Source organism: Shewanella canadensis (assembly GCF_003966225.1).
Lineage (GTDB): Bacteria > Pseudomonadota > Gammaproteobacteria > Enterobacterales > Shewanellaceae > Shewanella > Shewanella canadensis.
Genome location: NZ_RXNU01000001.1, coordinates 396742 through 417407 on the forward strand (window position 1 = coordinate 396742; position 20666 = coordinate 417407).

Genomic DNA, 20666 nt, shown 5'->3' on the forward strand with positions numbered 1-20666 from the left:
TTGTTCATCGATAACGATACAGACGGGTTGCTTCGTCTAAGATTAAACTTGATTCACTTAGTTAGCTCTTCATTGATAACTAAGTGAACTCATTATAGATTTGACACTCATATTAGTATTATCACTTTAGTGCAGTATCGAGTCTTGTTACTAACAGATTAAGGTTATCGTTTGAAACCCTTTCCCCGTGCAGAGATCAGTAGTAAAGCACTGCAGAATAACTTAGCTCGTCTCCGTGAAATCGCTCCCGGGAGCAAAGTCATGGCGGTTGTAAAAGCCAATGGCTATGGACACGGCTTACTTAATGTTGCCCATTGTCTGGATAGCGCCGATGGTTTCGGGCTCGCGCGTCCGGAGGAGGCATTAGCATTAAGGGAAGGGGGGGTTAAGTCAAAATTGATTTTGCTCGAAGGCTTCTTCAGCCAAATCGACCTAACCACTCTGATCGAACATGATATCGATACCGTTGTTCATAATGAAGTGCAGCTGGAATTGCTGGAAAGCTCGATACTGGCAAAACCTGCAACCGTATGGTTGAAAATTGACTCGGGTATGCATAGATTAGGTTTCACTCCTGAGCTGTTTGATGCTGTTTATGCACGGTTAGAGGCCTGCCCTCAAGTCGCTAAACCTATCAACCTGATGTCACATTTTGCTTGTGCCGATGAACCCGATAACCCATCGACAAAAATTCAGATTAATCTCTTTAACGATCTTATAAAAGACTTGCCCGGTCAACGTAGTTTGGCAAACTCAGCCGGTACCCTGTATTGGCCTGAGAGTCAGGCAGATTGGATACGTCCCGGCATCGCGCTATACGGTGTCTCACCTGTGATTGGGGATCTGGGGGCTAACCATGGTTTGATGCCTGCAATGGAATTAGTGTCGCAGCTTATTGCCGTACGTGATCATAAAGCCGGTGAGCCTGTGGGTTACGGCAGTTCCTGGTATGCAAAAGAAGACACTAAGCTAGGCGTCGTGGCTATTGGTTACGGTGATGGATACCCGCGTAATGCACCCGAAGGGACCCCTGTATGGGTTAACGGGCGACGGGTTCCTATCGTTGGTCGTGTCTCTATGGATATGCTGACCGTCGATTTAGGCATAAACGCAACAGACCTGATTGGCGATAATGCGGTTTTATGGGGAAAAGCATTACCCGTTGAAGAGGTGGCTGAGCATATAGGCACAATTGCTTATGAGTTAGTGACTAAGTTAACCCCTAGAGTTGCCGTGTGCCTGGACTAAGCACATAGATTTAATTCCTTTGTTGTATCGATTCATGGGCGGGATGTCTTGAGTCGATAGCCTGCTGTATCAGGAAGAGTTTTCGTTGAAAATTAAAGTTTTATGTATACATGCACTGTTATTCTGCAATGCACTCTGTTTGCCCTATGCCTTGGCCGATGAGGCTCAGGCCAGTCAAGTCAATCAAGCTAATAGCGTCAATGCTAATGGTACGCCACAAGCGCCTCTGATAGGAATGGACAGGAGTAAAGATTTCTCCCCCGAGTTTGTCGCCGTGCCATTTGTCTTCTCCACTGAAACCTTGAGTACAACAGTGGGAGGGGCTGGAGTTATTAAGCATGCCGGTCAGCCACAGGCCTCTGCGTTCGGTATTGGTCTCTACAGTAGTAATGAAAGTTGGATAACCTATTTAGGGCTCAATAACTATCAACTACCCAAGCTGGATCAATGGCTGTTGTCTGGCGAGTTTAGTCGAGCCAGTTATAAAGAGGGGATCTACTTTGTCCCTGAAGATGCGAATAGATCGAGCAAAGGTGTTAACAGCTCAGATGCGATGGCAACCGATAGGATTATAACGGTTGGAGACGAGTTTTACGCCAAGCTACACATTAAATATGTACTGCCCTGGGGTAAGGGAGCGAAAGGCGCCGCGAGAAGCTTAATGCCCTCGCTAATAACGGATCCCCTGAGCTGGGACCCCAGAGAGTCAGGGGTTACCAGCTTGCAGATCACCCCCTTCATTCATACTCAGGAACTGCTGGGTTATGAAGAGCTGCCGACTAAAACTCAGGGGTTAAAATTTAAGTTTGACTGGGACAATCGGGATAATGGAAAAAATAGTACCCGAGGGGGCCGGTCAAGTCTGACACTCAGCCGTGACTTTGGCGCGAGAGACGGTGGAGCCGATGATAGAGAAAGTTGGACTATGTGGGAGTTCGAACAGAGTGCCTTCCTATCTATGGGGGAGAGTGACTGGTTCGGTCAGCAAATATTAGCCTTTAATTTTTATCTCGCCGATACACCGACCTGGAACGATTACGATTCAAGCTCGCAAGCGTATCAGCGACCGCCATCTTTTGCCGGCGTTGCATTGGGCGGCTTCGATCATCTGAGAGGCTACTCTAGCAAACAATTTTATGGTCGTAGTGCACTGCTTTACTCTGCGGAGTACCGAGTTCAACCCAGGTGGCAGCCTTTGCAAAGTTTACCCGTATTTAATCTCTACGATATTCCCTGGTGGCAATGGGTCGTTTTTGCTGAAGCCGGTCAGGTTGCCGATGATTTCAGTGCCAGTGAGCTACATGAAGATATGAAATGGACGTTAGGTGTTGGTGCAAGGTTCGAAGTTGAAAACGTTATCGTAAGAACCGAGTTTGCTTATGCGGAAGACTCGAAGCAATTTTGGATAATGGTTAATCAACCGTTTTAATAACGATTAACGGTTTAATAAAGACTGACTGTCGAGAGTCATTGGGGGTATTTGTCTCCCGAATGACTCGAATATCAACGACTGCAATGGAGCCTTTCTGCTCTTAAGTTTCGAAGCAAATTTCAATATAGGCTGTTCCATGGGGGCTGGCGAAGGGCATGATAATTTTTTTTCCGTTGGCTTTATGAGAGATTCGATGTCCTAAACCTGAAACGACTACCGGCGTCGCCATTTCAAACTCATAGCCTTTATCGCCGAGGATATTTTTTGCACCACCTGTGACCATGTTGGTGATTTCACCGACAAGATCGGTGATCTCATCGTTGATCTCTCCCGGATTTTCTCCCAGCATATTTTGCATTATTTCGAGGATGAGTCCCTGTTCGAAAGTGATGGAGAGTGAGCCCTTCGTTTGCGGACCGACCATGCCTATCAGGCCTGATACATCGCCTTTAGCCAGGTTGTCAGTTTTTATTCTTGGCTTTCCCGGAGTGAGTTGCATATTTGCCATCGTCGAGATGACATTGAGCAACGACTCAAGAAAAGGGTTAATGAAATTTACATTCATATTTGATTATCCATAGTCTGAAACTTGTATCTCGATAATGAGTTTTATGTCATCCATTACCAAGTAACTCGAAAGCGTGAATGTCAGAATTCTATATGGGGTACTTAATTGGTCATCGATATCGATCATAGTGTCACACTTCTATGCTTGGTGACTTTACTCGTCTGCCTACTGTTCCCTTGGGCATACCTATCTATAAAGCTTAGGCTATTTTTGTATCGGCTTCAGCATTTATCTATATACAGGGCAGCTGAGGCCGTCCCTAATCATGCCTTTCATATATAACTATTCATTATTCCATGGTATCAGGAATCAGTTCTGTGACTTTACTCCTAAAAGTTTTGTTAAAATTGAGCAACACTTGCATTATTTGATCAAACCTAACCAATCGGCAGAGTGAATCGGCGGTGCATTTCACCTGCACTCAGTGTAAAATGCGCGACCACGCTCGGTTATACACTGAGCCTTATTGGTTTAACGACAAATGTCATCGCAAAGCAGGCCAACAAAAACTATGTCATCTACTCTGACCTCAACGATTAACCGTACCTTCTCTATCGCTCCTATGCTGGATTGGACCGATCGCCATTATCGTTATATGGCGCGTCTTATGTCAGCCGAGCTATTGCTGTATACGGAGATGGTCACGACGGGGGCGATTATCCATGGTAAAGGCGATTACCTTGCTTACAATAGCGAGGAGCACCCATTGGCGCTTCAGCTTGGTGGCTCCAATGCCCATGACTTGGCGATTTGCGCTAAACTCGCGGCAGATAGAGGCTATGATGAGATAAACCTGAATGTAGGTTGTCCGTCCGACAGGGTTCAGAGTGGTCGTTTCGGGGCCTGTCTTATGGCCGAGCCTAAACTTGTTGCCGAGTGCGTAACGGCGATGCGAGAGGTCGTGGATATTCCTGTGACGGTAAAGACACGTATCGGGATCGATGAGCAGGACAGTTACCCATTTCTTACTGAGTTTGTAGAGACTGTTCGCGACGCGGGTTGCGACACGTTTATCGTGCATGCCAGAAAGGCGTGGTTGCAGGGGTTAAGCCCAAAAGAGAACAGGGAGATCCCTCCATTAGATTACGATCGCGTCTACCAACTTAAACAAGATTATCCGGAGTTGAGCATCTCAATCAATGGTGGTGTTAAGTCCCTCGATGAGTGCCGTACTCATTTAGCTAAGCTCGATGGTGTGATGGTGGGGCGTGAAGCCTATCAAAACCCTTATATGTTAGCCGAAGTGGATCAGCAACTCTGCGGTAGTGACAGACCCGTTTTGAGTAGAGATGCTGTTTTAGAGAAATTTATTCCTTATATAGAGAAACACCTCCAATTGGGTGGTCGTTTGAACCATATCAGTCGTCATATGACTGGTTTGTTTCAGGGAGAGCCGGGTTCTCGTGTCTGGAGACGATATATTAGTGAAAATGCGCATAAACCTGGCGCTGGAATCGAAGTCATTGAACAAGCAAGAAAAAACATGAGTATTTAGTTTTCCTTTTGCCTTAATTCACCGCCTTTATGGCGGTTTTTTTGTTTTTCAGCCTTAAGTTAATCCTGCTCTTATTCCTCTTAGTAATTTTAACCAGCCCATGGTGAAATTTACTAAAAGACTATCAATATATTCAGGTTATTTGTTTTTAAAATGTTGCCTGGAGTTATTAAATCCTTATTTATCAGTGTCTTTTTATGTTTCTAAAAAGTTGGCACGCTACTCGCAGTACCTTCTATGTAAAGAGACTAGGTCATAAGACATCACTGAAAAGGAAAGCATCATGTTTAATTCAACTTTAAGTCAAATCGCAAAAGTATCATTAGCCGCTGCAGTACTAATGGGAGCAAGTGTAAGTGCCCATGCTGATACGCTTATTCCCACCGATCTTACCAGCAACATAGAGCAAAATATCTCTGCACAGATGCAAGATATGATGCAGCTAGCTCAAAGAGAGTTGAGCATGTCACTGCAGGCACAGTTATCAGAAGCCATGTTTGAAGTAGATGCAGAAGATGAAACCCAGCTAGCTAATGAGAAGAATGAGCAGGCGATCACCAGTGCGATGGTAAAGGAGTAATTATGTGGCTCACTTCAGAAATCGCGGCTCTGTTATTGACCCCTGTATTTGGTTTTACTCTTTGTGCCGTACTGATCTGCACATTCAGGTGGGATAGGGTTAATGATTGATTGTCGCTTAGCCGTAATACTTATTTAACCGGGAGGAAGCATGAGTAGCATTAGTTCAATGGATAAGTTGATATCACGTTTGAAGCAGCCAAAAAGTTTGATATGTGGCGTGGCAGCCATGATGGCGGATAAGTTTAATTGGTCATGTTTATGGACGCGAGTGGTCTGGGCTGCACTGGTATTGATGAACCCGGCTATGGGCTTGCTTATCTATTTTGTTCTCGCATTGGTTTTACCTAAGTGGGAAAGAAATTTTTGAAAGCTCAGAGAAGATTAAAAATGAAAAAAATTTTGGATCTCTTCATTGGGATCGGTATCGCCATTTTGGCAACAACGCTTTTAATTGCGGCGGTACAAACCTGGGGAACGACTCAATTCCTGACCGGAACCTTGTTGAGCGTTGAACCACTGTTTTGGATGGATATGAGTGTATGGGCAGTGGTCCTTACCTTGGGAATCGTTTTACTTCTTATACTCTGGTTAACGATAGCATTTAGTTTTCTGGCGTTGGTTTCCGGGTTGTGCATTACCTGTGCCTTAATTATGATATTTGCCGGATTCTCTCTTTTTTGGCCTGTATTACTGCTTATTCTTGCAGGATGGGGCGTCGGTCAAGCTAGCCAAGCTGACTAGCTACCACTCGCTTCAAACTATAGAACCCTTAGCGTTAGAAGACTTAGTTAACCTAACTCACACGTTTACGCTTTATTAAGAAAAGCCTTAAAGCGGTTTTTAGCCTCATCACTTTTCAACCTGACTGCAAACTGCTCCAGTTCCCGCTCCATCTGTTTTCGTACAAGATCTTTATTGGGACGCAAAAGTTCACGGGTAGCCTGTAGAGCTTGAGGTGGTTGATTGGCAAGTTTGACAGCCTTAGCTAGTGCATAGTCGAATATCTCGCCTTCTGAAACAACTTCATTGACTATGTTAAGAACATTGGCGGTATTGGCATCGAAACATTCACCCAGTAACAATAGCTCTGCGGCTTTCTGTGGCCCAACGAGTTGTGGCAGTAATAAGCTTGCACCCGCTTCAGGAACCAAGGCGAGGTTAACAAAGGGTAGCTGAAACTTTGCACTTGGGTCTGCATAGACAAGATCACAATGTAGCAGCACAGTGGTTCCAATACCTACTGCAGGGCCCGTCACTGCGGCAACTAATGGCTTCTTGAGATCCAATAGGCTGAACAGGAAACGAAATGCGGGATGTTTTGCGTCTAAGTTACTATTTTTTAAAAAGTCTGCTACATCGTTACCAGAGGTAAAACAGTCTTGCTGTCCTTTGATTAAAAAGGCGTGAATAGCGTTGTCTGACTCACCTTGGATAAGGTATTCTGTGAGACTAGTATACATATCGAGGCTGAGCGCATTGCGCTTATCTGGTCTATTGATAGTAATGATTCTGACGCCTTGCTCATCCTGAACCTGAATTGTACTCATTACGTTATTTCCTCTTAGACGAATGGGGTTAAATGGAGTTTAATACATTGAAACGAATATTCAAACAAGCGTTTAATTTTCTGGTGTTGTCCTGTGCATCGTTTGCGAGTTTCGCCAATGTGGCATTGGTTGAGGGGCACGTGAGGGCTATGCCTGCCAGTGTGCCCAATACGGCGGCTTATTTTACTCTTGAAAACCATGGTCCGCAGCGTCAACTCGTGGCTGTAAAAGCCGATTTTGTAAAAGAGGCACAGCTTCACACCATTATTGAAGAAGATGGCATGGTCAAAATGCGCCAGGTCGAAAGTTTTAATATTCCGCAGCACGGCACACTGACTCTAATGGAGTCGGGAAATCATGTGATGTTGCTGGGATTGAAACAACCATTAGTCTCGGGGGCATCGGTTGACTTAACTCTTAAGTTTGATGATGGCAGTGAACTACCGATTAGCCTAATGGTGAGCAAGCAGGATATGGCAAAAATGAAAGGCCATGCACACCACCATTGATAAGTAGTGTAAGTATTGGTCATACAGGAGTGTAACAGATGCAAATGACATGGAAAAAAGGCGCCTTGATAGCGGCCTTGATAATTTTTATGGGTTATATCGTCAGCGTTTGGTGGAGTGTTGCACCAGAGGTATTAAGTCACCAGGAGTTAAAGTCTGAAACTGGCAATGAGGTCGTGGGATACTCGACAACCACCTCATTGATACTCACTATGGAGAAGCTACTCGATAAGAGTGGTGGTTGGTTATCCAATGATGTCATGCCTCCATCTGTATTTATGGACAATATGCCGGCATTTGAATTTGGTGCACTCGAACAAGCCAGAGACTTGGCGTTGATTATGAGAAAAGAGTTTAGCCGCTCTCAATCTCAATCCGCTGCCGATAAAGATCTGTTAGCCGCGCACTCTAAGCTTAATATTGAACACACCAGCTGGCTGGTTCCGAGTGCCGAAGGTGAATACAGAGATGCGATTAAAGGATTAAAAGTTTATCGGGCTAAAATATCTGATCCAACCAATCAGGACGCCCAGTTTTATGCTCGCGCCGATAACCTTAATGAATGGTTGAAAGAGGTTCAAAAGCGCCTCGGCAGCATGTCGCAACGCCTGTCTGCAAGTGTGGGACAGGAACGATTGAATACTGATCTTGCCGGTGATAGCGAAGCAAGCCAATCGACGCCTAACAATGCGAGTAATCAGATTAAGACGAGTTGGTGGAAAATTGACGATGTATTTTATGAAACACGTGGCGCGACATGGGCACTACTGAATTTTATGAAGGCGATTGAAGTCGATTTTGCCGATGTTTTGAAAAAGAAGAATGCTGAAGTCAGTTTGCAACAAATTATTCGTGAACTGGAAGAGACACAACAATCTGTCTGGAGCCCCATGATCTTAAATGGTTCGGGCTTCGGCGTTGTCGCTAATCACTCTTTGGTGATGGCGAACTATATTTCCCGCGCTAATGCGGCTGTTATCGATCTAACTAACTTATTGACTAAAGGTTAATTACATAATGAAAAAAACATTACTTGCATGTGCCCTGCTTGGTTCACTGGCTGCTACCTCTGTTCAGGCTGCTTCACTGGTAGGATTTAAAGTCGGTGGTGATTACTGGAAGGCGGATACAAGTGGAACTTTTGCTGAAAATGGTCAACCGCAGCAAGACTTTAACTATAGTTCTGATTCTCAGGGCAGTGTTTGGGTGGCCGTCGAGCACGGGATCCCACTCATTCCTAACTTCAAGATCCGTGAAAACAGTTTGGATTCGGGTGGTAATGCAAGTCTTGCAACGGGGACTACGATGAACTTCGGCGGTAAAGAGTTTACCGGTGATATCTCATCGAATACCGATCTCAGTAATACTGATTTCGTCCTCTATTATGAGCTGTTAGATAACGATATGGTGGCATTAGATTTAGGTGCCGCATATAAGAAGATGCATGGTTCGTTCCGTGTGAATCAATTAGATACTAATGGTGTGTCTCGTCAAAACTCAGAGAAAGAGCTCGATAGCGGTATTGTGATGGCCTATGCCGATGCACAGGTTGGCGTTCCGGGTCTGGGTCTTTACGGTTTTGCCGAAGTGATGGTCGGTATCGATGAGTCCAGCGTCTATGATTACTCTGTAGGTTTAGGGTGGCAGTTTGATGGTACCGCGTTAGATACTAAGGTGCGCGTGGGTTACCGTGACTTTAGCTTCGATGTAAATGACTTCGATGGTGTGAGTACAAACTCACAGTTTAAGGGTTACTTCGCTGGTGTCGAACTGGTGTTCTAATTCTTATACCGTTTGGTATTAAATATTTGCCAAATGTTTGAGTAATAAAAACCGCCACTAACTGAGTTAGTGGCGGTTTTTTTATATTTATATCCAAACCGAGACCAGGCTTTAGCCTGGTCTAATCATCGATTTATGGAGTTACAGCTTGTGCTGTCAGGCCGTTGTTGATCGCGATGACGTCATCTTCATTCAAGGTTCCGGCGGCTTGCTTAAGTGCCAGAATCGAGTTGATATAACCGTAACGCGCATCAGATAACTGACGCTTAGAATCATAGAGATCACGCGTTCGGTTCAGTACATCAACAATAGTACGGGTACCGACCTCGAAACCTGCTTGAGTCGCCTTCAAGGCGCTCTCTGAAGAGAGTACCGACTGCTCGTAAGCTTTAATCGAGCTGATTGAAGCGCCTACGTTGTTAAAGTTGTTGCGGACATCTTTAACGACCTTACGGTAGGTCTGTTCAAGCTTTTCACTTGCATCAACAAACTGATACTGAGCTTGATTGACTTTTGATGTGACTTTAAAGCCTTCGAAAATAGGGATGCTTAGTGTCAGACCGACATTGGCATTATCAAAATCGCTTTTATCTTTAAGCTCGTCTTTCTGCTCAAGGTTAGTCGTATAGCCCGCATTTAAACTTAGCGAAGGCATGTGACCCGCTTTATAGAGGCTGATGGTCTCTTGAGCGATATCTTTACCGATGCGCCTGGTCATCAGGTCGACACTGTTCGTCTCAGCCATTTTCAACCAGTCATTAGGTTGTGCAGGCGCTGGGGTGACCGCGGTGAAACGAGTGGTATCTAAGATATTGATAGACTTATGATCGATACCTGTAATTTCACGCAATGCTTCGTAGCTGTTGATCAACTGGTTTTCTGATAAAATTTCAGAGGCGCGAGCCAAGTCAAACTGAGCCTGAGCTTCGTGTACATCGGTAATGGCAGTCAGACCTACGGCAAATCTTTGCTTCGTCTGCTCTAGCTGACGTTCGATAGCACGTTTCTCAGAACCCTTAAATTCGAAGTTATCTTTAGCCGATAAGACGTCGAAATAGGCACCGGATACTCGGATGATTAGCTTTTGCAGTTCCGAGGCATAAGCGGCATCGGCCTGAGAAGCCGCAAGCTCGGCTAAGCTTAGTCCTACCCATGCGCTGTGGTCGTAAATCACCTGATTCAGGGTGACACCGGCATTCAGACCGCTGTTATATTCGCTTTCTGAAACATTAGTCCAACTTTTACCATAACCTACGCTTGCGCTGATGGTCGGAAGTAACGGCGCACGGTTTTCTTCAATCTGTTCGTACAGGGCATCTCGCTGAGCCTTTGCCTGTAAGGCTATAGGATCACTTGTTAGCGCTTGTTCGTAAATCTGCAATAAATCATCGGCCTGTACGGCTGACGTTGTGGCTGCAAGCGTTAAAGCTGCACATATCGTTCGGATCTTGAATTTCATTAGTTGTCCTTTTTAGACAAAATCCTCCACTGGAGGAGCCATTTAACTTTTTATAGAGCTAAGTGATGCCTCACAAAACAACTGTAAGGCGGTTTGCGCTTCCCGACGCTTCCCGATACATCTAAACTTAATGACTATTTCAATTAAGAGATAGATATTAAGAAATTACCTGTTTTTAAGTCAACTAAGAATTGTAACAGTTTTTGATTTTAATTATGCTTTTTCTGCCGACTTTATCTTCACCATTTGTTTAGCGCTGTTTTTGGCTGCACATAATGGTTGATTACTGCAAAAACGATCCAATATGGAGTTCAGATGAAACAAAAATATAGCCGTCAGGATGTCGAATTGTTAGAGAAAAAGACCATTTTTAAAGGTTTTTTTACCTTGGATGAATATCGGTTCAAGCATAGATTATTCGATGGTGGTTGGAGCGGTGAGATTGTCCGGGAAGTGTTTGAGAGGGGAGACGCTGTTATTGTGCTGCCCTATGATCCCATCACAGATCAGGTCATTTTAATCGAACAGATAAGGATCCCTGTATTGCGTTCGACCAAGACCCCCTGGTTGCTCGAATTGGTTGCAGGCATGATTGAGCCCGGGGAGTCCTCCTTAGATGTCGCGTCCAGAGAGCTTATGGAGGAAGCCGGGATAAAAGCAAAGAGGATTGAGGAGATCGCGACGTATTTCTCCAGTCCGGGTGGCTCCAGTGAGAAATTGGATTTTTTCTGGGCTGAAGTTGATGCAAGCCTGGCGGAGGGAGTGCACGGAGTTTGCGATGAACATGAGGACATACTCGTTCATGTCATGGGGCGCGAGGAGGCTTTTGCTTTAGTGAAAGATGGTATAATCAATAATGCGTCTACAGTTATTGGACTGCAGTGGCTTGAGCTGAACTATAAAACTCTAAGTATCAAGCTTTAAGTAGTAAGTTTTAGGTGGTCAGTATTAAAGGCTAATGCCTTGAGCGTAAATCAAACATTATTGAAAGAGAAATGCCAGTGAGTAAGACAGCATGTAGCTTAAATCCTAAGAGGTATCGGCCTGATGTAAACAGGTTCTTATCTCTTTGCGGCCGAAATTATTTCTACATTTTGCGTTGGCTACCCTCTGAAGCGAGGCAAGGTGATGTCTGGCAAGTTGAGGGGGAGTTTGGTTGCCTCGTTGTGCGCTTACTCGAAAATACCAAGTATACCCAACTGATCGAGATCTCAAGAGAGCTGAGTCAATCTGATTACGTCCACTCTCCACAGGTCTGTGTAAGAGTTTATCATGATGCTAAATTAGCAGAAGTGTTAACTAGTCGACAGATTTATCAATTGCGTCCGGTATATGATTATCAAAATGTATGTATGCACCATCGTGATGAAAAGTATCAGGTCAATGCTTTTCTGGAAGAGTTATTAAAGATCGATAGCCACATGAGTGCGATTTGTTTGTCAGAATCTTAGGGTTTAATTGTGTTAAAAGAGGCTATCTCTTATTCAATCGATGATAATGCGAGTGTGCGAGTCGTACAGATTACCGACCCACACCTGTTTGCCGATCCTGATGCTCAGCTGCTAGGAGTCAATACGGCTCAAAGTCTAGATGCGGTACTTAATACGATTAATGCCGTGCATTATCCTGCCGATTTTATGTTGGCTACCGGGGATATCAGTCAAGACTATTCCGGCGAATCCTATCATAACTTTGTACGAGCCATTGCCCCCCTCGAGTTACCTTGTCATTATCTCCCGGGCAATCATGATGATCCTCGTATCATGCGTCTTAATATGCAGGGACCGAAGATTTTTGGTCAAAGAAGAATCTTAGCCGGAAATTGGCAGATCTTAATGTTAGATTCTACGGTTCGGGGAAAGCCCGGTGGACACATGTCCGATAGTGAGATTGACATTATCAAGAGCGCCATCGCCGACCAACCCGATCGCTATACCTTGCTTGTAATGCATCATAATCCGATATTAGTTAATTGCGCTTGGCTGGATCAGCACTGTATGGATAACGGTAGCGATTTCATTGAGCAAGTGGCTGAACTACCACAGGTAAAAGGATTGCTGTGGGGGCATGTACACCAAAAGTTGGACCAGAAACACCCTGGAAAGCATGGCATTATGCATTTGATGGCGACACCATCAACCTGTATTCAATTCAAGCCGAAATCTTCCTATTTCGCATTGGATGCCCTTCAACCCGGTTACCGATTGCTTGAACTAAAAGCGGACGGCACTATTTTAACTAATATTTACAGGGTGCCTGGTGACAACTTCTCACCAGATAGAGATGCGAGTGGTTATTAGGCTGCTCGCAGAACAGGAGTAAAACATCAGGGAGGCGCCATTCCAGTCATCAAGGTTTCATATATGTTATCAATTTAGCGCCTTGAGCCGAGTTATTAGCCGCTAATACTTGGTAGAAACCTCAGCAAGTGTTAGCATTCTATCGGTTGTTTACTGTATTTTTTTCGATGACTCCCACTGGTTGATCCATTGTGGTTATTCATAACGTGAATAACCGAAGAATGAGGAAATATGCTGCTCTATATTCACGGGTTTAATAGTTCCCCATTATCAGAAAAAGGAATTGTTACTGCACAGTTCATTGCTGAGCATTACCCGGATCTTATTTTTTTGCAGCCTCAGTTACCTTCCTGCCCTAAAGAAGCGATGACCTTGTTGTGTGGCCAGGTTGAGTCAGCACTCGATGCTGGTGAAGCATTGACCTTTATCGGTTCCTCTCTTGGTGGGTATTTTGCGAGTTATTTAGCTGAAAAATATGGTGGTCGGGCAGTACTGATAAACCCTGCTGTGACACCATTTGATCTTTTCGATGAGTTTATCGGCCCTCAGCATAACCCTTATACCGATGAGCATTATCAGATTAGTCCTGAACATAAATATGACGTCGCCGAGTTTAATACCGAAGTCATCTTTAACCCGGATCGTTTCTTTTTGTTATTGCAATCGGGTGATGAAGTTCTAGATTATCGACAAGCCGTTCAGAAATACCACTGTTGCCAACTTCTGGTTGAAGCCGGTGGTGATCATAGTTTTATAGGCTATGAAAAGCAGTTGCATTCCATCTGCCAGTTTCTGTTTCTTGACAAATAGCCATGTAGGGCCTCAACATGGCCTGAATAACAATATATTGTGTGTGCCATGACAAACCAATACACCTCAGATGCCATCGAAGTCTTAAATGGGCTCGATCCAGTTAAACGCCGCCCTGGTATGTATACCGATACCACGCGTCCTAACCACTTGGGACAAGAGGTTATCGACAACAGTGTCGATGAAGCGTTAGCAGGACACGCGACTAAGATCGATGTCATCCTGCATAAAGATAACTCTCTCGAGGTTATCGATGATGGCCGTGGGATGCCCGTAGATATTCACCCTGAAGAGGGTATCCCAGGCGTCGAATTGATCTTAACTAAACTGCACGCCGGCGGTAAGTTCTCGAATGATAACTATCAATTTTCGGGTGGCCTGCATGGCGTCGGGATCTCAGTGGTTAATGCGTTATCGAGCCGTGTAGAAATTACGGTTAGACGTAATGGAATTGTTTATGACATGGCTTTCGAGCACGGTCACAAGGTTGAAGACCTTGTTGAAACCGGAACTTGTGGCCGTAGAAATTCAGGAACTCGAGTTCACTTTTGGCCGACTCCCAGCTACTTCGATTTTGAAAATTTCTCTGTTTCCAAGCTTGTATACCTGTTAAAAGCCAAAGCGGTTTTATGTCCCGGACTTAAGATCAAGTTTGTGAACAAGCAAACTGATGAGGTATTAGAGTGGTTCTATGAAAGCGGATTAACGGATTATCTCATCTCGTCTATTAAAGATGCTCTCATGTTGCCTGAAGAGCCATTTGTAGGTAGCTTGAAGGGGAATTTTGAGGCGGTAGATTGGGCGATAACCTGGTTGCCTGAAGGAGGTGATTACCTCAATGAAAGCTATGTTAACCTCATTCCTACCCCATTAGGTGGTACTCATGTTAATGGTTTCAGACAGGGCTTGCTCGACTCCATGCGCGAGTTCTGCGAGTTTCGTAACCTGATCCCAAGAGGGATAAAACTGACTCCCGAAGATATTTGGGATCGCAGTAGCTTTATTTTATCGGTCAAGATGCAAGACCCTCAATTTTCCGGACAGACGAAAGAGAAGTTGTCGAGTCGCCAAAGTGCAGCGTTTGTTTCGGGTATTGTCAGAGATGCGTTTAGTCTCTGGCTTAATACCCATACCGAACAGGCCGAAGCACTCGCCGAAATGTGCATCAACAATGCACAGAAACGATTGAAATCTGCGAAGAAAGTGGCACGTAAGAAGGTAACCTCGGGTCCTGCCCTGCCAGGTAAATTGACCGACTGTAGTGGCCAAGACCCAATGCGAGGAGAGTTATTCCTGGTGGAGGGTGACTCTGCGGGAGGAAGTGCTAAGCAGGCTCGAGACCGTGAGTTTCAGGCGATAATGCCACTGAGAGGTAAAATCCTAAATACCTGGGAGGTCGATGCAAGTCAGGTACTGGCATCCCAAGAGGTACATGATATCTCAGTTGCCATAGGCTGTGATCCGGATTGTGATAATATTTCAGAGCTAAGGTATGGCAAGATATGCATATTAGCCGATGCGGACTCTGATGGTTTACATATTGCGACCCTGCTTTGTGCCCTGTTTATGAAGCACTATAAAGTGTTGGTTGAGCATGGACATATCTATGTCGCCATGCCGCCTCTGTTCCGTGTCGATGTGGGTAAAGAAGTTTTCTATGCCCTGGATGAGGCGGAAAAAGAGGGCATACTGGATCGAATTGCAGCTGAGAAGAAGAAAGGTAAAGTTCAGGTTACCCGATTTAAAGGTTTGGGTGAGATGAATCCGCTGCAGTTGAGGGAAACGACGATGGATCCCAATACTCGGCGGTTGGTTCAGCTTACGATCGATGATGCCGAAGCGACAATTGCGCTGATGGATATGTTACTTGCCAAGAAACGCTCGGGTGATCGAAAGACTTGGTTAGAGACTAAAGGTGACTTGGCTGATTTTTAGTGCCAGTAATTAGATAATTAGGCTTAAATAATAATAATGTTGTTGAATCATACAAAAAAGCATAAAGGGATTTGGTTGTTTTGGTTTTTTGCCGCCGCGCTATCTAGTCTGGCGGGGCAAGCCGTTTCTCAACCTATGATGATCACGGTAACTAAAGGATTTGGTTTAACCCTGTATGCTTCCGATTTGGGAGATGCCAAACAGTTAGCGTTGGGAGATAAAGGGACATTATTCGTTGGTTCACATAAGAAGGGCACAATACAGGCTTTGGTTGATAGTAATGCCGACGGCAGAGTCGATAAGCGTTATGTCATTGCAAAAGGTTTGGAAGCGCCTGAGGCTATCGCATTTTATAAGGGCGATCTTTATGCCGCGGTCGATGAGAGAATTATTCGTTTTGTCGATATTGAGAACCGTTTAAGGCGTCCCGGTCGTGGTAAAGAAGTTTACGACCGTTTACCGGGCAAAACCAATAAGAGTCGAAGAGCATTACATTTTGGGCTCGATGGCCGATTGTATGTATCGATTGGTGCTCCCTGTAATGTCTGTGAGGCAGAAGCACCTTTTGGTAGCATTATCGCCATAGATGTAGAGACCGGAAGCAGTGAACAGGTCGCGACTGGTATCCGTAATGTTACTGGTTTTGATTGGTCGCCAATCGATAACGATCTTTGGTTTGCCGATTTAGGACGGGACTGGATGGGCGATAGATTACCGCCTGATGAGATCAATCGTGTTGAGCACAGCGGCGCACATTATGGTTTCCCCTATATTCATGCTAAGTCTGTGATAGAACCGGCGTACGACAAGCCTAAAAATCTCAAGATCACGCTGCCGACCTATGAGCTTCCTGCACACGTAGCCCCTATGGGGCTTCACTTTTACCGTGGCCAACAATTCCCGGCTAAATACCATAATCAGATGTTTGTCGCCGAAAATGGGTCTTGGAACCGATCCAGCAAAATTGGCTATCAGGTCGTGATGTTGGAGATCGAAAATCAACAAGTGATGAAGCGCAGTACTGTGGTCAGCTTTTTAGACGGGGAATTTCCCGTAGCCAGACCCTACGCTTTATTAACGGCACCCGACGGTGCTATGTATATCTCAGATGATCTTAAAGGCAATATCTATCGTTTGTTTTATAAAGATATTATTAAAGAAGAGATTGAACCTGCTCAAAAATTGGATACTGAACAATGAGTGATGCGATAGATTTAAGTCTTGATGGCGTAGAACAGATGCCTCTTCGGCGCTTCACGGAAGCCGCCTATCTGAACTATTCCATGTACGTCATTATGGACCGTGCTTTGCCTCACATCGGTGATGGGTTGAAGCCTGTACAACGTCGTATTATTTACGCGATGAGCGAGCTTGGTTTATCGGCTCAATCTAAGCATAAGAAGTCGGCACGTACGGTCGGTGATGTATTAGGTAAATACCATCCACATGGTGATAGCGCTTGTTATGAGGCTATGGTATTGATGGCCCAGCCATTTTCTTACAGGTATCCTTTGGTTGATGGTCAAGGAAACTGGGGAGCCCCGGATGACCCTAAATCTTTTGCCGCTATGCGTTACACCGAAGCTCGTTTGTCTAAATTCTCCGAGGTTCTTTTAAGTGAGCTGGGGCAGGGGACGGTCGATTGGGGCGTGAATTTTGATGGAACGATGAAGGAGCCATTGGTTCTGCCATCTCGTTTACCGCATATTCTACTCAATGGTATTACCGGTATTGCCGTGGGGATGGCGACGGATGTCCCCCCCCATAATACACGTGAGTTAGTTGCCGCCTGTATTGAACTGCTCGATAATCCGAAAGCGGATTTAGCCAAAATAATGGAGTTCGTTCCTGGGCCAGATTATCCCACTGAAGCCGAGATTATTACTCCCAGCAGTGATATCAGTAAAATTTATACTACGGGTCGAGGTTCGATTAAAGCGCGAGCCGTCTATAAGGTTGAAAATGGCGAAGTGGTCATAACGGCGCTTCCTCATCAGGCCAGTGGTGGTAAGATTCTGGAGCAGGTAGCGGCTCAAATGCAGGCTAAAAAATTGCCTATGGTTGCCGATCTCAGAGATGAATCCGATCATGAGAATCCTGTTCGAATCGTAGTGGTTCCCCGATCTAATCGAGTCGATTGCGACCAGCTAATGGCTCACCTGTTTGCAACTACAGATTTAGAAAAATCTTTCCGTGTAAACCTGAATATTTTAGGTCTGAACGGGCGTCCACAGGTGAAGGGCTTAAAGCAGATCCTGACCGAGTGGTTGGAATATCGTTTCCTGACGGTGACCCGTCGCGTTCAACATAGACTCGACAAAATATTATCGAGATTGCATATCCTTGAGGCCTTGATGGCGGCCTTCCTGAATATCGATGAGGTGATTGAGATTATTCGTTATGAGGATAATCCGAAAGCCGAATTGATATCGCGGTTTAATCTTACGGATATTCAGGCCGATGCCATTCTCGACCTGAAGTTACGACATCTGGCTAAACTCGAAGAGTTTAAGATCAAGGGTGAGCAGAGTGAACTTGAATCCGAGCGCGACAAGCTGCAACTGCTGTTGAGCTCAGACAGACGAATGAAGACGCTGATTAAGAAAGAGTTGATTAAAGACGGCGAAACTTATGGCGATGACAGACGTTCACCACTGGTTGAACGTGGAGAGTCTAAGGCATTAACAGAGCAGGAATTAGCGCCTGTTGAAGCCGTGACGGTCGTATTGTCAGAGAAAGGTTGGGTTCGCTGCGCTAAAGGCCATGATATCGATGCGAAGGCATTATCTTATAAGTCCGGAGATGGTTTCCTCTGCTCGGCTGCGGGGCGCAGTAACCAACCTAGTGTGTTTATTGGTTCAACGGGGCGTGCTTTTGCGACCGAGACTCACACCCTACCCTCGGCAAGGAGTCAGGGCGAGCCGATAACGACCCGCTTTAATCTGTCACCGGGTGAGGTGATGGAACATGTATTGTTAGGCGATGAAGATAAGTTCTACCTACTCGCTTCAGATGCTGGCTATGGCTTTATTGGTTCCTATAAGGATATGATATCACGTAATAAAGCGGGTAAAGCCCTGTTGAGTCTGCCAGCCAATGCTAAGGTCATCGTACCTCAGATAGTCGATAAGTCGAAGGCGGAATCGATACTGGCGATCACCAATGAAGGTCGCATGTTGTTATTCTCTCTTGAAGCCTTACCTCAGCTTTCAAAAGGTAAGGGTAATAAGATCATCGGTATTCCTAGCGAAAGATCGAAGAGCCGGGAAGAGGTGTTATCGCACTTGCATGTGGTTCCTGAAGATACAGCGGTAACACTCTGGGCTGGTAAGCGTAAATTAACGCTAAAACCAAGCGATCTGGAACATTATCGAGGAGAGCGTGGTCGCCGTGGGGCTAAGTTACCTCGGGGCTTACAACGTGTCGATAGTGTTGAGATAGGTGATGGCACTCAAGCCATAGAAGAGTAGTTGAGTCACCCGTAATAAATAAAAAAGCTGCCAATGGCAGCTTTTTTATTGGGAGTACTTAGCGACTTACTTAGTGGCTTATAGCCTAGGGCGGCTTAGGAATTTAGGCGACTTCGTAATAGTTAGGCTCTATGTCCAACTGCCTCTGAATGATCTGGCTTGCCATTCTGGTACATTTTCCACATTGACTGCCTACACCTAAGCGCCTTTTAACATCAGCAAGAGAGATATCTCCCTGGCTAACGGCTTCTTTGATCTGTGTATCAGTTACTGCGTGACAAAGACAAACGTACATTAATAAGCCTCCCAAATTCGATGATAAGAGTATAAATGAAAATGATTCTCAATGCTAATAGCTGGTAGTTATAGTTTACTGCTAAAAAACTTGGTGTGTGTTATTAAAAAATGTGACAGAGGTTCATTTTTAGTCGAAAACTGGAAATAGGCAGCTAACCTCAAAGCATTTAGTTGAGTGCATGAATGTCAGTTTGCGGGGGAGGGCCATTGGGTTTCACTGAGGTAAAGGCACAGAGTTACAGCCGCAAGAGTCGTCCCATGAGCTGTAACTTCTGAACGAGAGTTCAATAACCACGTTGAAAATTGACCTCATGTGATAGCTGCTCCCCTTTTAGTAACTTATGGTAGTTTTCAGCAAATATCTCAACGACCTGTTCGGGAAAGCTGGGGGCTGCAATATGGGGAGTGATGATGACATTTGGTAATGACCAGATAGGATGCTCCCGGGGCAGCGGCTCTTGATTAAACACGTCTAAAACTGCATTTTGCTGACAATTTGTAGTTAACTGCAGATAAAGCGCATCCAGATCCAGAACATCCCCACGCCCCAGATTAAATAAAATGGATTCAGGCTTCATCAGAGAAAGGATTTCGCGATTTAATGCGCCTCTGGTGTCTGGAGTGCTGGGTAAGATACTGGCGATAATATCGGCCTGGGCAATGTACTTGGGCAAGTGCGCTAAGGTATTGACTTTATCGAAGCCCTTAGTCGGTTTAGCGCCACGGTTGATGCCGGTGACCTGCATACCAAAATGCTTGGCGGTCTGCGCAAGGTGCTTAGCAATATTACCTGTGCCGAGTAGGAGCAGGTGCTGGCCCTGAAGTGTCTTAAAGCTGCCTGGAAGCCAGATTTTTTCAACCTGCTGTGATTTATATTTCTGATGCTCTCGTTGGTGAGCCAGCAAGTAGCCAAAAAGGTACTCACTCATCAATGGGCCAAAGATGCCCCTCACATTTGTGAGTCGATAGTCCTTCCTCTGGCGCGGCTTAACTAATGCGTCGACTCCGGCCATTGTTGATTGCATCCAGGTAAGCTTTCTACCATGGGGCAGAATAGGGGCGGCAAGCGTTGGCTCGGCAAGCCAGATATCGGCTTCAACTATGTTTTGTGGATCATCATCCAGTAAGATGAGTTCAGGAAGACGACATGAGGTAAGCAGGTCTCGATAGCGATCATTTTCGTGGGTCAGTAATAGTAACTTGTGTCTCATACACTCTCCCTTTATTCTAAA

Annotated in this window: 21 protein-coding genes; 16 read left to right on the forward strand and 5 right to left on the reverse strand. The window is 45.2% G+C overall.

The genetic code is table 11. The features are described from left to right. Positions 1-171 precede the first annotated feature (171 nt). Complete coding sequence (gene alr, locus EKG38_RS01730) at positions 172-1248, forward strand: alanine racemase (protein WP_126518089.1); 1077 nt, start codon at positions 172-174, stop codon at positions 1246-1248. A gap of 85 nt (positions 1249-1333) precedes the next feature. Next, positions 1334-2677: a BamA/TamA family outer membrane protein gene (locus EKG38_RS01735; protein ID WP_126518091.1), complete on the forward strand. Its 1344-nt coding sequence runs from the start codon at positions 1334-1336 to the stop codon at positions 2675-2677. Between the two features lie 103 nt (positions 2678-2780). Here EKG38_RS01735 and EKG38_RS01740 read toward each other — a convergent pair whose 3' ends face one another. Then, positions 2781-3245, reverse strand: a complete 465-nt coding sequence (locus EKG38_RS01740) for a chemotaxis protein CheX (protein ID WP_126504662.1) — start codon at positions 3243-3245, stop codon at positions 2781-2783. Between the two features lie 514 nt (positions 3246-3759). Between EKG38_RS01740 and dusA the strand changes: the two genes are divergently transcribed. The 4 genes from dusA to EKG38_RS01760 all read left to right on the forward strand — a co-directional run bounded on the left by dusA (position 3760) and on the right by EKG38_RS01760 (position 6066). Then, on the forward strand, positions 3760-4743 hold the full coding sequence (gene dusA, locus EKG38_RS01745; RefSeq protein WP_126518093.1) for a tRNA dihydrouridine(20/20a) synthase DusA: 984 nt from the start codon (positions 3760-3762) through the stop codon (positions 4741-4743). Between the two features lie 283 nt (positions 4744-5026). After that, positions 5027-5323, forward strand: coding sequence for a hypothetical protein (locus EKG38_RS01750; RefSeq protein WP_126518095.1), 297 nt, complete (start codon positions 5027-5029; stop codon positions 5321-5323). A 150-nt stretch (positions 5324-5473) separates the two neighbouring features. Further along, on the forward strand, positions 5474-5692 hold the full coding sequence (locus EKG38_RS01755) for a PspC domain-containing protein (protein WP_246033052.1): 219 nt from the start codon (positions 5474-5476) through the stop codon (positions 5690-5692). A 20-nt stretch (positions 5693-5712) separates the two neighbouring features. Next, on the forward strand, positions 5713-6066 hold the full coding sequence (locus tag EKG38_RS01760; RefSeq protein WP_126518097.1) for a hypothetical protein: 354 nt from the start codon (positions 5713-5715) through the stop codon (positions 6064-6066). A gap of 65 nt (positions 6067-6131) precedes the next feature. Here EKG38_RS01760 and EKG38_RS01765 read toward each other — a convergent pair whose 3' ends face one another. After that, a complete protein-coding gene (locus EKG38_RS01765) occupies positions 6132-6872 on the reverse strand; it encodes an enoyl-CoA hydratase-related protein (protein ID WP_126518099.1) in 741 nt (246 codons plus the stop codon). A 32-nt stretch (positions 6873-6904) separates the two neighbouring features. Here EKG38_RS01765 and EKG38_RS01770 point away from each other — a divergent pair, with 32 nt between their 5' ends. The 3 genes from EKG38_RS01770 to EKG38_RS01780 are packed head-to-tail and all read left to right on the forward strand — an operon-like array spanning position 6905 to position 9163. Continuing rightward, positions 6905-7381 carry a copper chaperone PCu(A)C gene (locus EKG38_RS01770; RefSeq protein WP_126518101.1) on the forward strand — a complete coding sequence of 159 codons (477 nt, stop codon included), beginning with the start codon at positions 6905-6907 and terminating at the stop codon, positions 7379-7381. Positions 7382-7419: 38 nt separating this feature from the next. Next, entirely contained in the window at positions 7420-8391 is a 972-nt protein-coding gene (locus EKG38_RS01775) for a DUF2333 family protein (RefSeq protein ID WP_126518103.1), read from the forward strand. 7 nt (positions 8392-8398) lie between these two features. Further along, a complete protein-coding gene (locus tag EKG38_RS01780; protein ID WP_012141120.1) occupies positions 8399-9163 on the forward strand; it encodes a TIGR04219 family outer membrane beta-barrel protein in 765 nt (254 codons plus the stop codon). Between the two features lie 133 nt (positions 9164-9296). Here the strand turns inward: EKG38_RS01780 and tolC are convergent, their stop codons facing one another. Next, positions 9297-10622, reverse strand: a complete 1326-nt coding sequence (tolC, locus tag EKG38_RS01785) for an outer membrane channel protein TolC (protein ID WP_126518105.1) — start codon at positions 10620-10622, stop codon at positions 9297-9299. A 315-nt stretch (positions 10623-10937) separates the two neighbouring features. Between tolC and nudF the strand changes: the two genes are divergently transcribed. The 7 genes from nudF (at position 10938) to parC (ending at position 19137) form a co-directional block, all read left to right on the forward strand. Beyond that, complete coding sequence (gene nudF, locus EKG38_RS01790; protein WP_126518107.1) at positions 10938-11546, forward strand: ADP-ribose diphosphatase; 609 nt, start codon at positions 10938-10940, stop codon at positions 11544-11546. Positions 11547-11617: 71 nt separating this feature from the next. Continuing rightward, positions 11618-12073 (forward strand): DUF1249 domain-containing protein, encoded by a 456-nt coding sequence (locus EKG38_RS01795; protein WP_126518109.1) that lies wholly within the window; start codon positions 11618-11620, stop codon positions 12071-12073. A gap of 9 nt (positions 12074-12082) precedes the next feature. Continuing rightward, entirely contained in the window at positions 12083-12922 is an 840-nt protein-coding gene (cpdA, locus tag EKG38_RS01800; protein WP_126518111.1) for a 3',5'-cyclic-AMP phosphodiesterase, read from the forward strand. Between the two features lie 231 nt (positions 12923-13153). After that, complete coding sequence (locus tag EKG38_RS01805) at positions 13154-13732, forward strand: YqiA/YcfP family alpha/beta fold hydrolase (RefSeq protein WP_126518114.1); 579 nt, start codon at positions 13154-13156, stop codon at positions 13730-13732. Between the two features lie 48 nt (positions 13733-13780). After that, a complete protein-coding gene (gene parE / locus EKG38_RS01810; RefSeq protein WP_126518116.1) occupies positions 13781-15667 on the forward strand; it encodes a DNA topoisomerase IV subunit B in 1887 nt (628 codons plus the stop codon). Positions 15668-15694: 27 nt separating this feature from the next. Continuing rightward, positions 15695-16867 (forward strand): PQQ-dependent sugar dehydrogenase, encoded by a 1173-nt coding sequence (locus EKG38_RS01815; RefSeq protein ID WP_439332634.1) that lies wholly within the window; start codon positions 15695-15697, stop codon positions 16865-16867. Beyond that, complete coding sequence (gene parC / locus EKG38_RS01820) at positions 16864-19137, forward strand: DNA topoisomerase IV subunit A (RefSeq protein ID WP_126518120.1); 2274 nt, start codon at positions 16864-16866, stop codon at positions 19135-19137. The genes EKG38_RS01815 and parC overlap by 4 nt, the downstream gene beginning before the upstream one ends. 103 nt (positions 19138-19240) lie before the next feature. Here the strand turns inward: parC and EKG38_RS01825 are convergent, their stop codons facing one another. Next, a complete protein-coding gene (locus EKG38_RS01825; protein WP_126518122.1) occupies positions 19241-19432 on the reverse strand; it encodes a bacterioferritin-associated ferredoxin in 192 nt (63 codons plus the stop codon). A gap of 286 nt (positions 19433-19718) precedes the next feature. Continuing rightward, complete coding sequence (locus EKG38_RS01830) at positions 19719-20645, reverse strand: D-2-hydroxyacid dehydrogenase (RefSeq protein WP_126518124.1); 927 nt, start codon at positions 20643-20645, stop codon at positions 19719-19721. Positions 20646-20666: the final 21 nt, after the last annotated feature.

What these genes read in the sequence shown, in the direction of transcription:
- EKG38_RS01780 (WP_012141120.1), top strand. Translation starts at nt 8,399, where the DNA reads ATGAAAAAAACATTACTTGCATGTGCCCTGCTTGGTTCACTGGCTGCT.
- EKG38_RS01830 (WP_126518124.1), bottom strand. Translation starts at nt 20,645, where the DNA reads ATGAGACACAAGTTACTATTACTGACCCACGAAAATGATCGCTATCGA.
- parC (WP_126518120.1), top strand. Translation starts at nt 16,864, where the DNA reads ATGAGTGATGCGATAGATTTAAGTCTTGATGGCGTAGAACAGATGCCT.
- EKG38_RS01755 (WP_246033052.1), top strand. Translation starts at nt 5,474, where the DNA reads ATGAGTAGCATTAGTTCAATGGATAAGTTGATATCACGTTTGAAGCAG.
- EKG38_RS01765 (WP_126518099.1), bottom strand. Translation starts at nt 6,872, where the DNA reads ATGAGTACAATTCAGGTTCAGGATGAGCAAGGCGTCAGAATCATTACT.
- EKG38_RS01760 (WP_126518097.1), top strand. Translation starts at nt 5,713, where the DNA reads ATGAAAAAAATTTTGGATCTCTTCATTGGGATCGGTATCGCCATTTTG.
- EKG38_RS01805 (WP_126518114.1), top strand. Translation starts at nt 13,154, where the DNA reads ATGCTGCTCTATATTCACGGGTTTAATAGTTCCCCATTATCAGAAAAA.
- parE (WP_126518116.1), top strand. Translation starts at nt 13,781, where the DNA reads ATGACAAACCAATACACCTCAGATGCCATCGAAGTCTTAAATGGGCTC.
- EKG38_RS01740 (WP_126504662.1), bottom strand. Translation starts at nt 3,245, where the DNA reads ATGAATGTAAATTTCATTAACCCTTTTCTTGAGTCGTTGCTCAATGTC.
- EKG38_RS01825 (WP_126518122.1), bottom strand. Translation starts at nt 19,432, where the DNA reads ATGTACGTTTGTCTTTGTCACGCAGTAACTGATACACAGATCAAAGAA.
- EKG38_RS01770 (WP_126518101.1), top strand. Translation starts at nt 6,905, where the DNA reads ATGGAGTTTAATACATTGAAACGAATATTCAAACAAGCGTTTAATTTT.
- EKG38_RS01795 (WP_126518109.1), top strand. Translation starts at nt 11,618, where the DNA reads ATGCCAGTGAGTAAGACAGCATGTAGCTTAAATCCTAAGAGGTATCGG.
- dusA (WP_126518093.1), top strand. Translation starts at nt 3,760, where the DNA reads ATGTCATCTACTCTGACCTCAACGATTAACCGTACCTTCTCTATCGCT.
- nudF (WP_126518107.1), top strand. Translation starts at nt 10,938, where the DNA reads ATGAAACAAAAATATAGCCGTCAGGATGTCGAATTGTTAGAGAAAAAG.
- EKG38_RS01750 (WP_126518095.1), top strand. Translation starts at nt 5,027, where the DNA reads ATGTTTAATTCAACTTTAAGTCAAATCGCAAAAGTATCATTAGCCGCT.
- tolC (WP_126518105.1), bottom strand. Translation starts at nt 10,622, where the DNA reads ATGAAATTCAAGATCCGAACGATATGTGCAGCTTTAACGCTTGCAGCC.
- EKG38_RS01775 (WP_126518103.1), top strand. Translation starts at nt 7,420, where the DNA reads ATGCAAATGACATGGAAAAAAGGCGCCTTGATAGCGGCCTTGATAATT.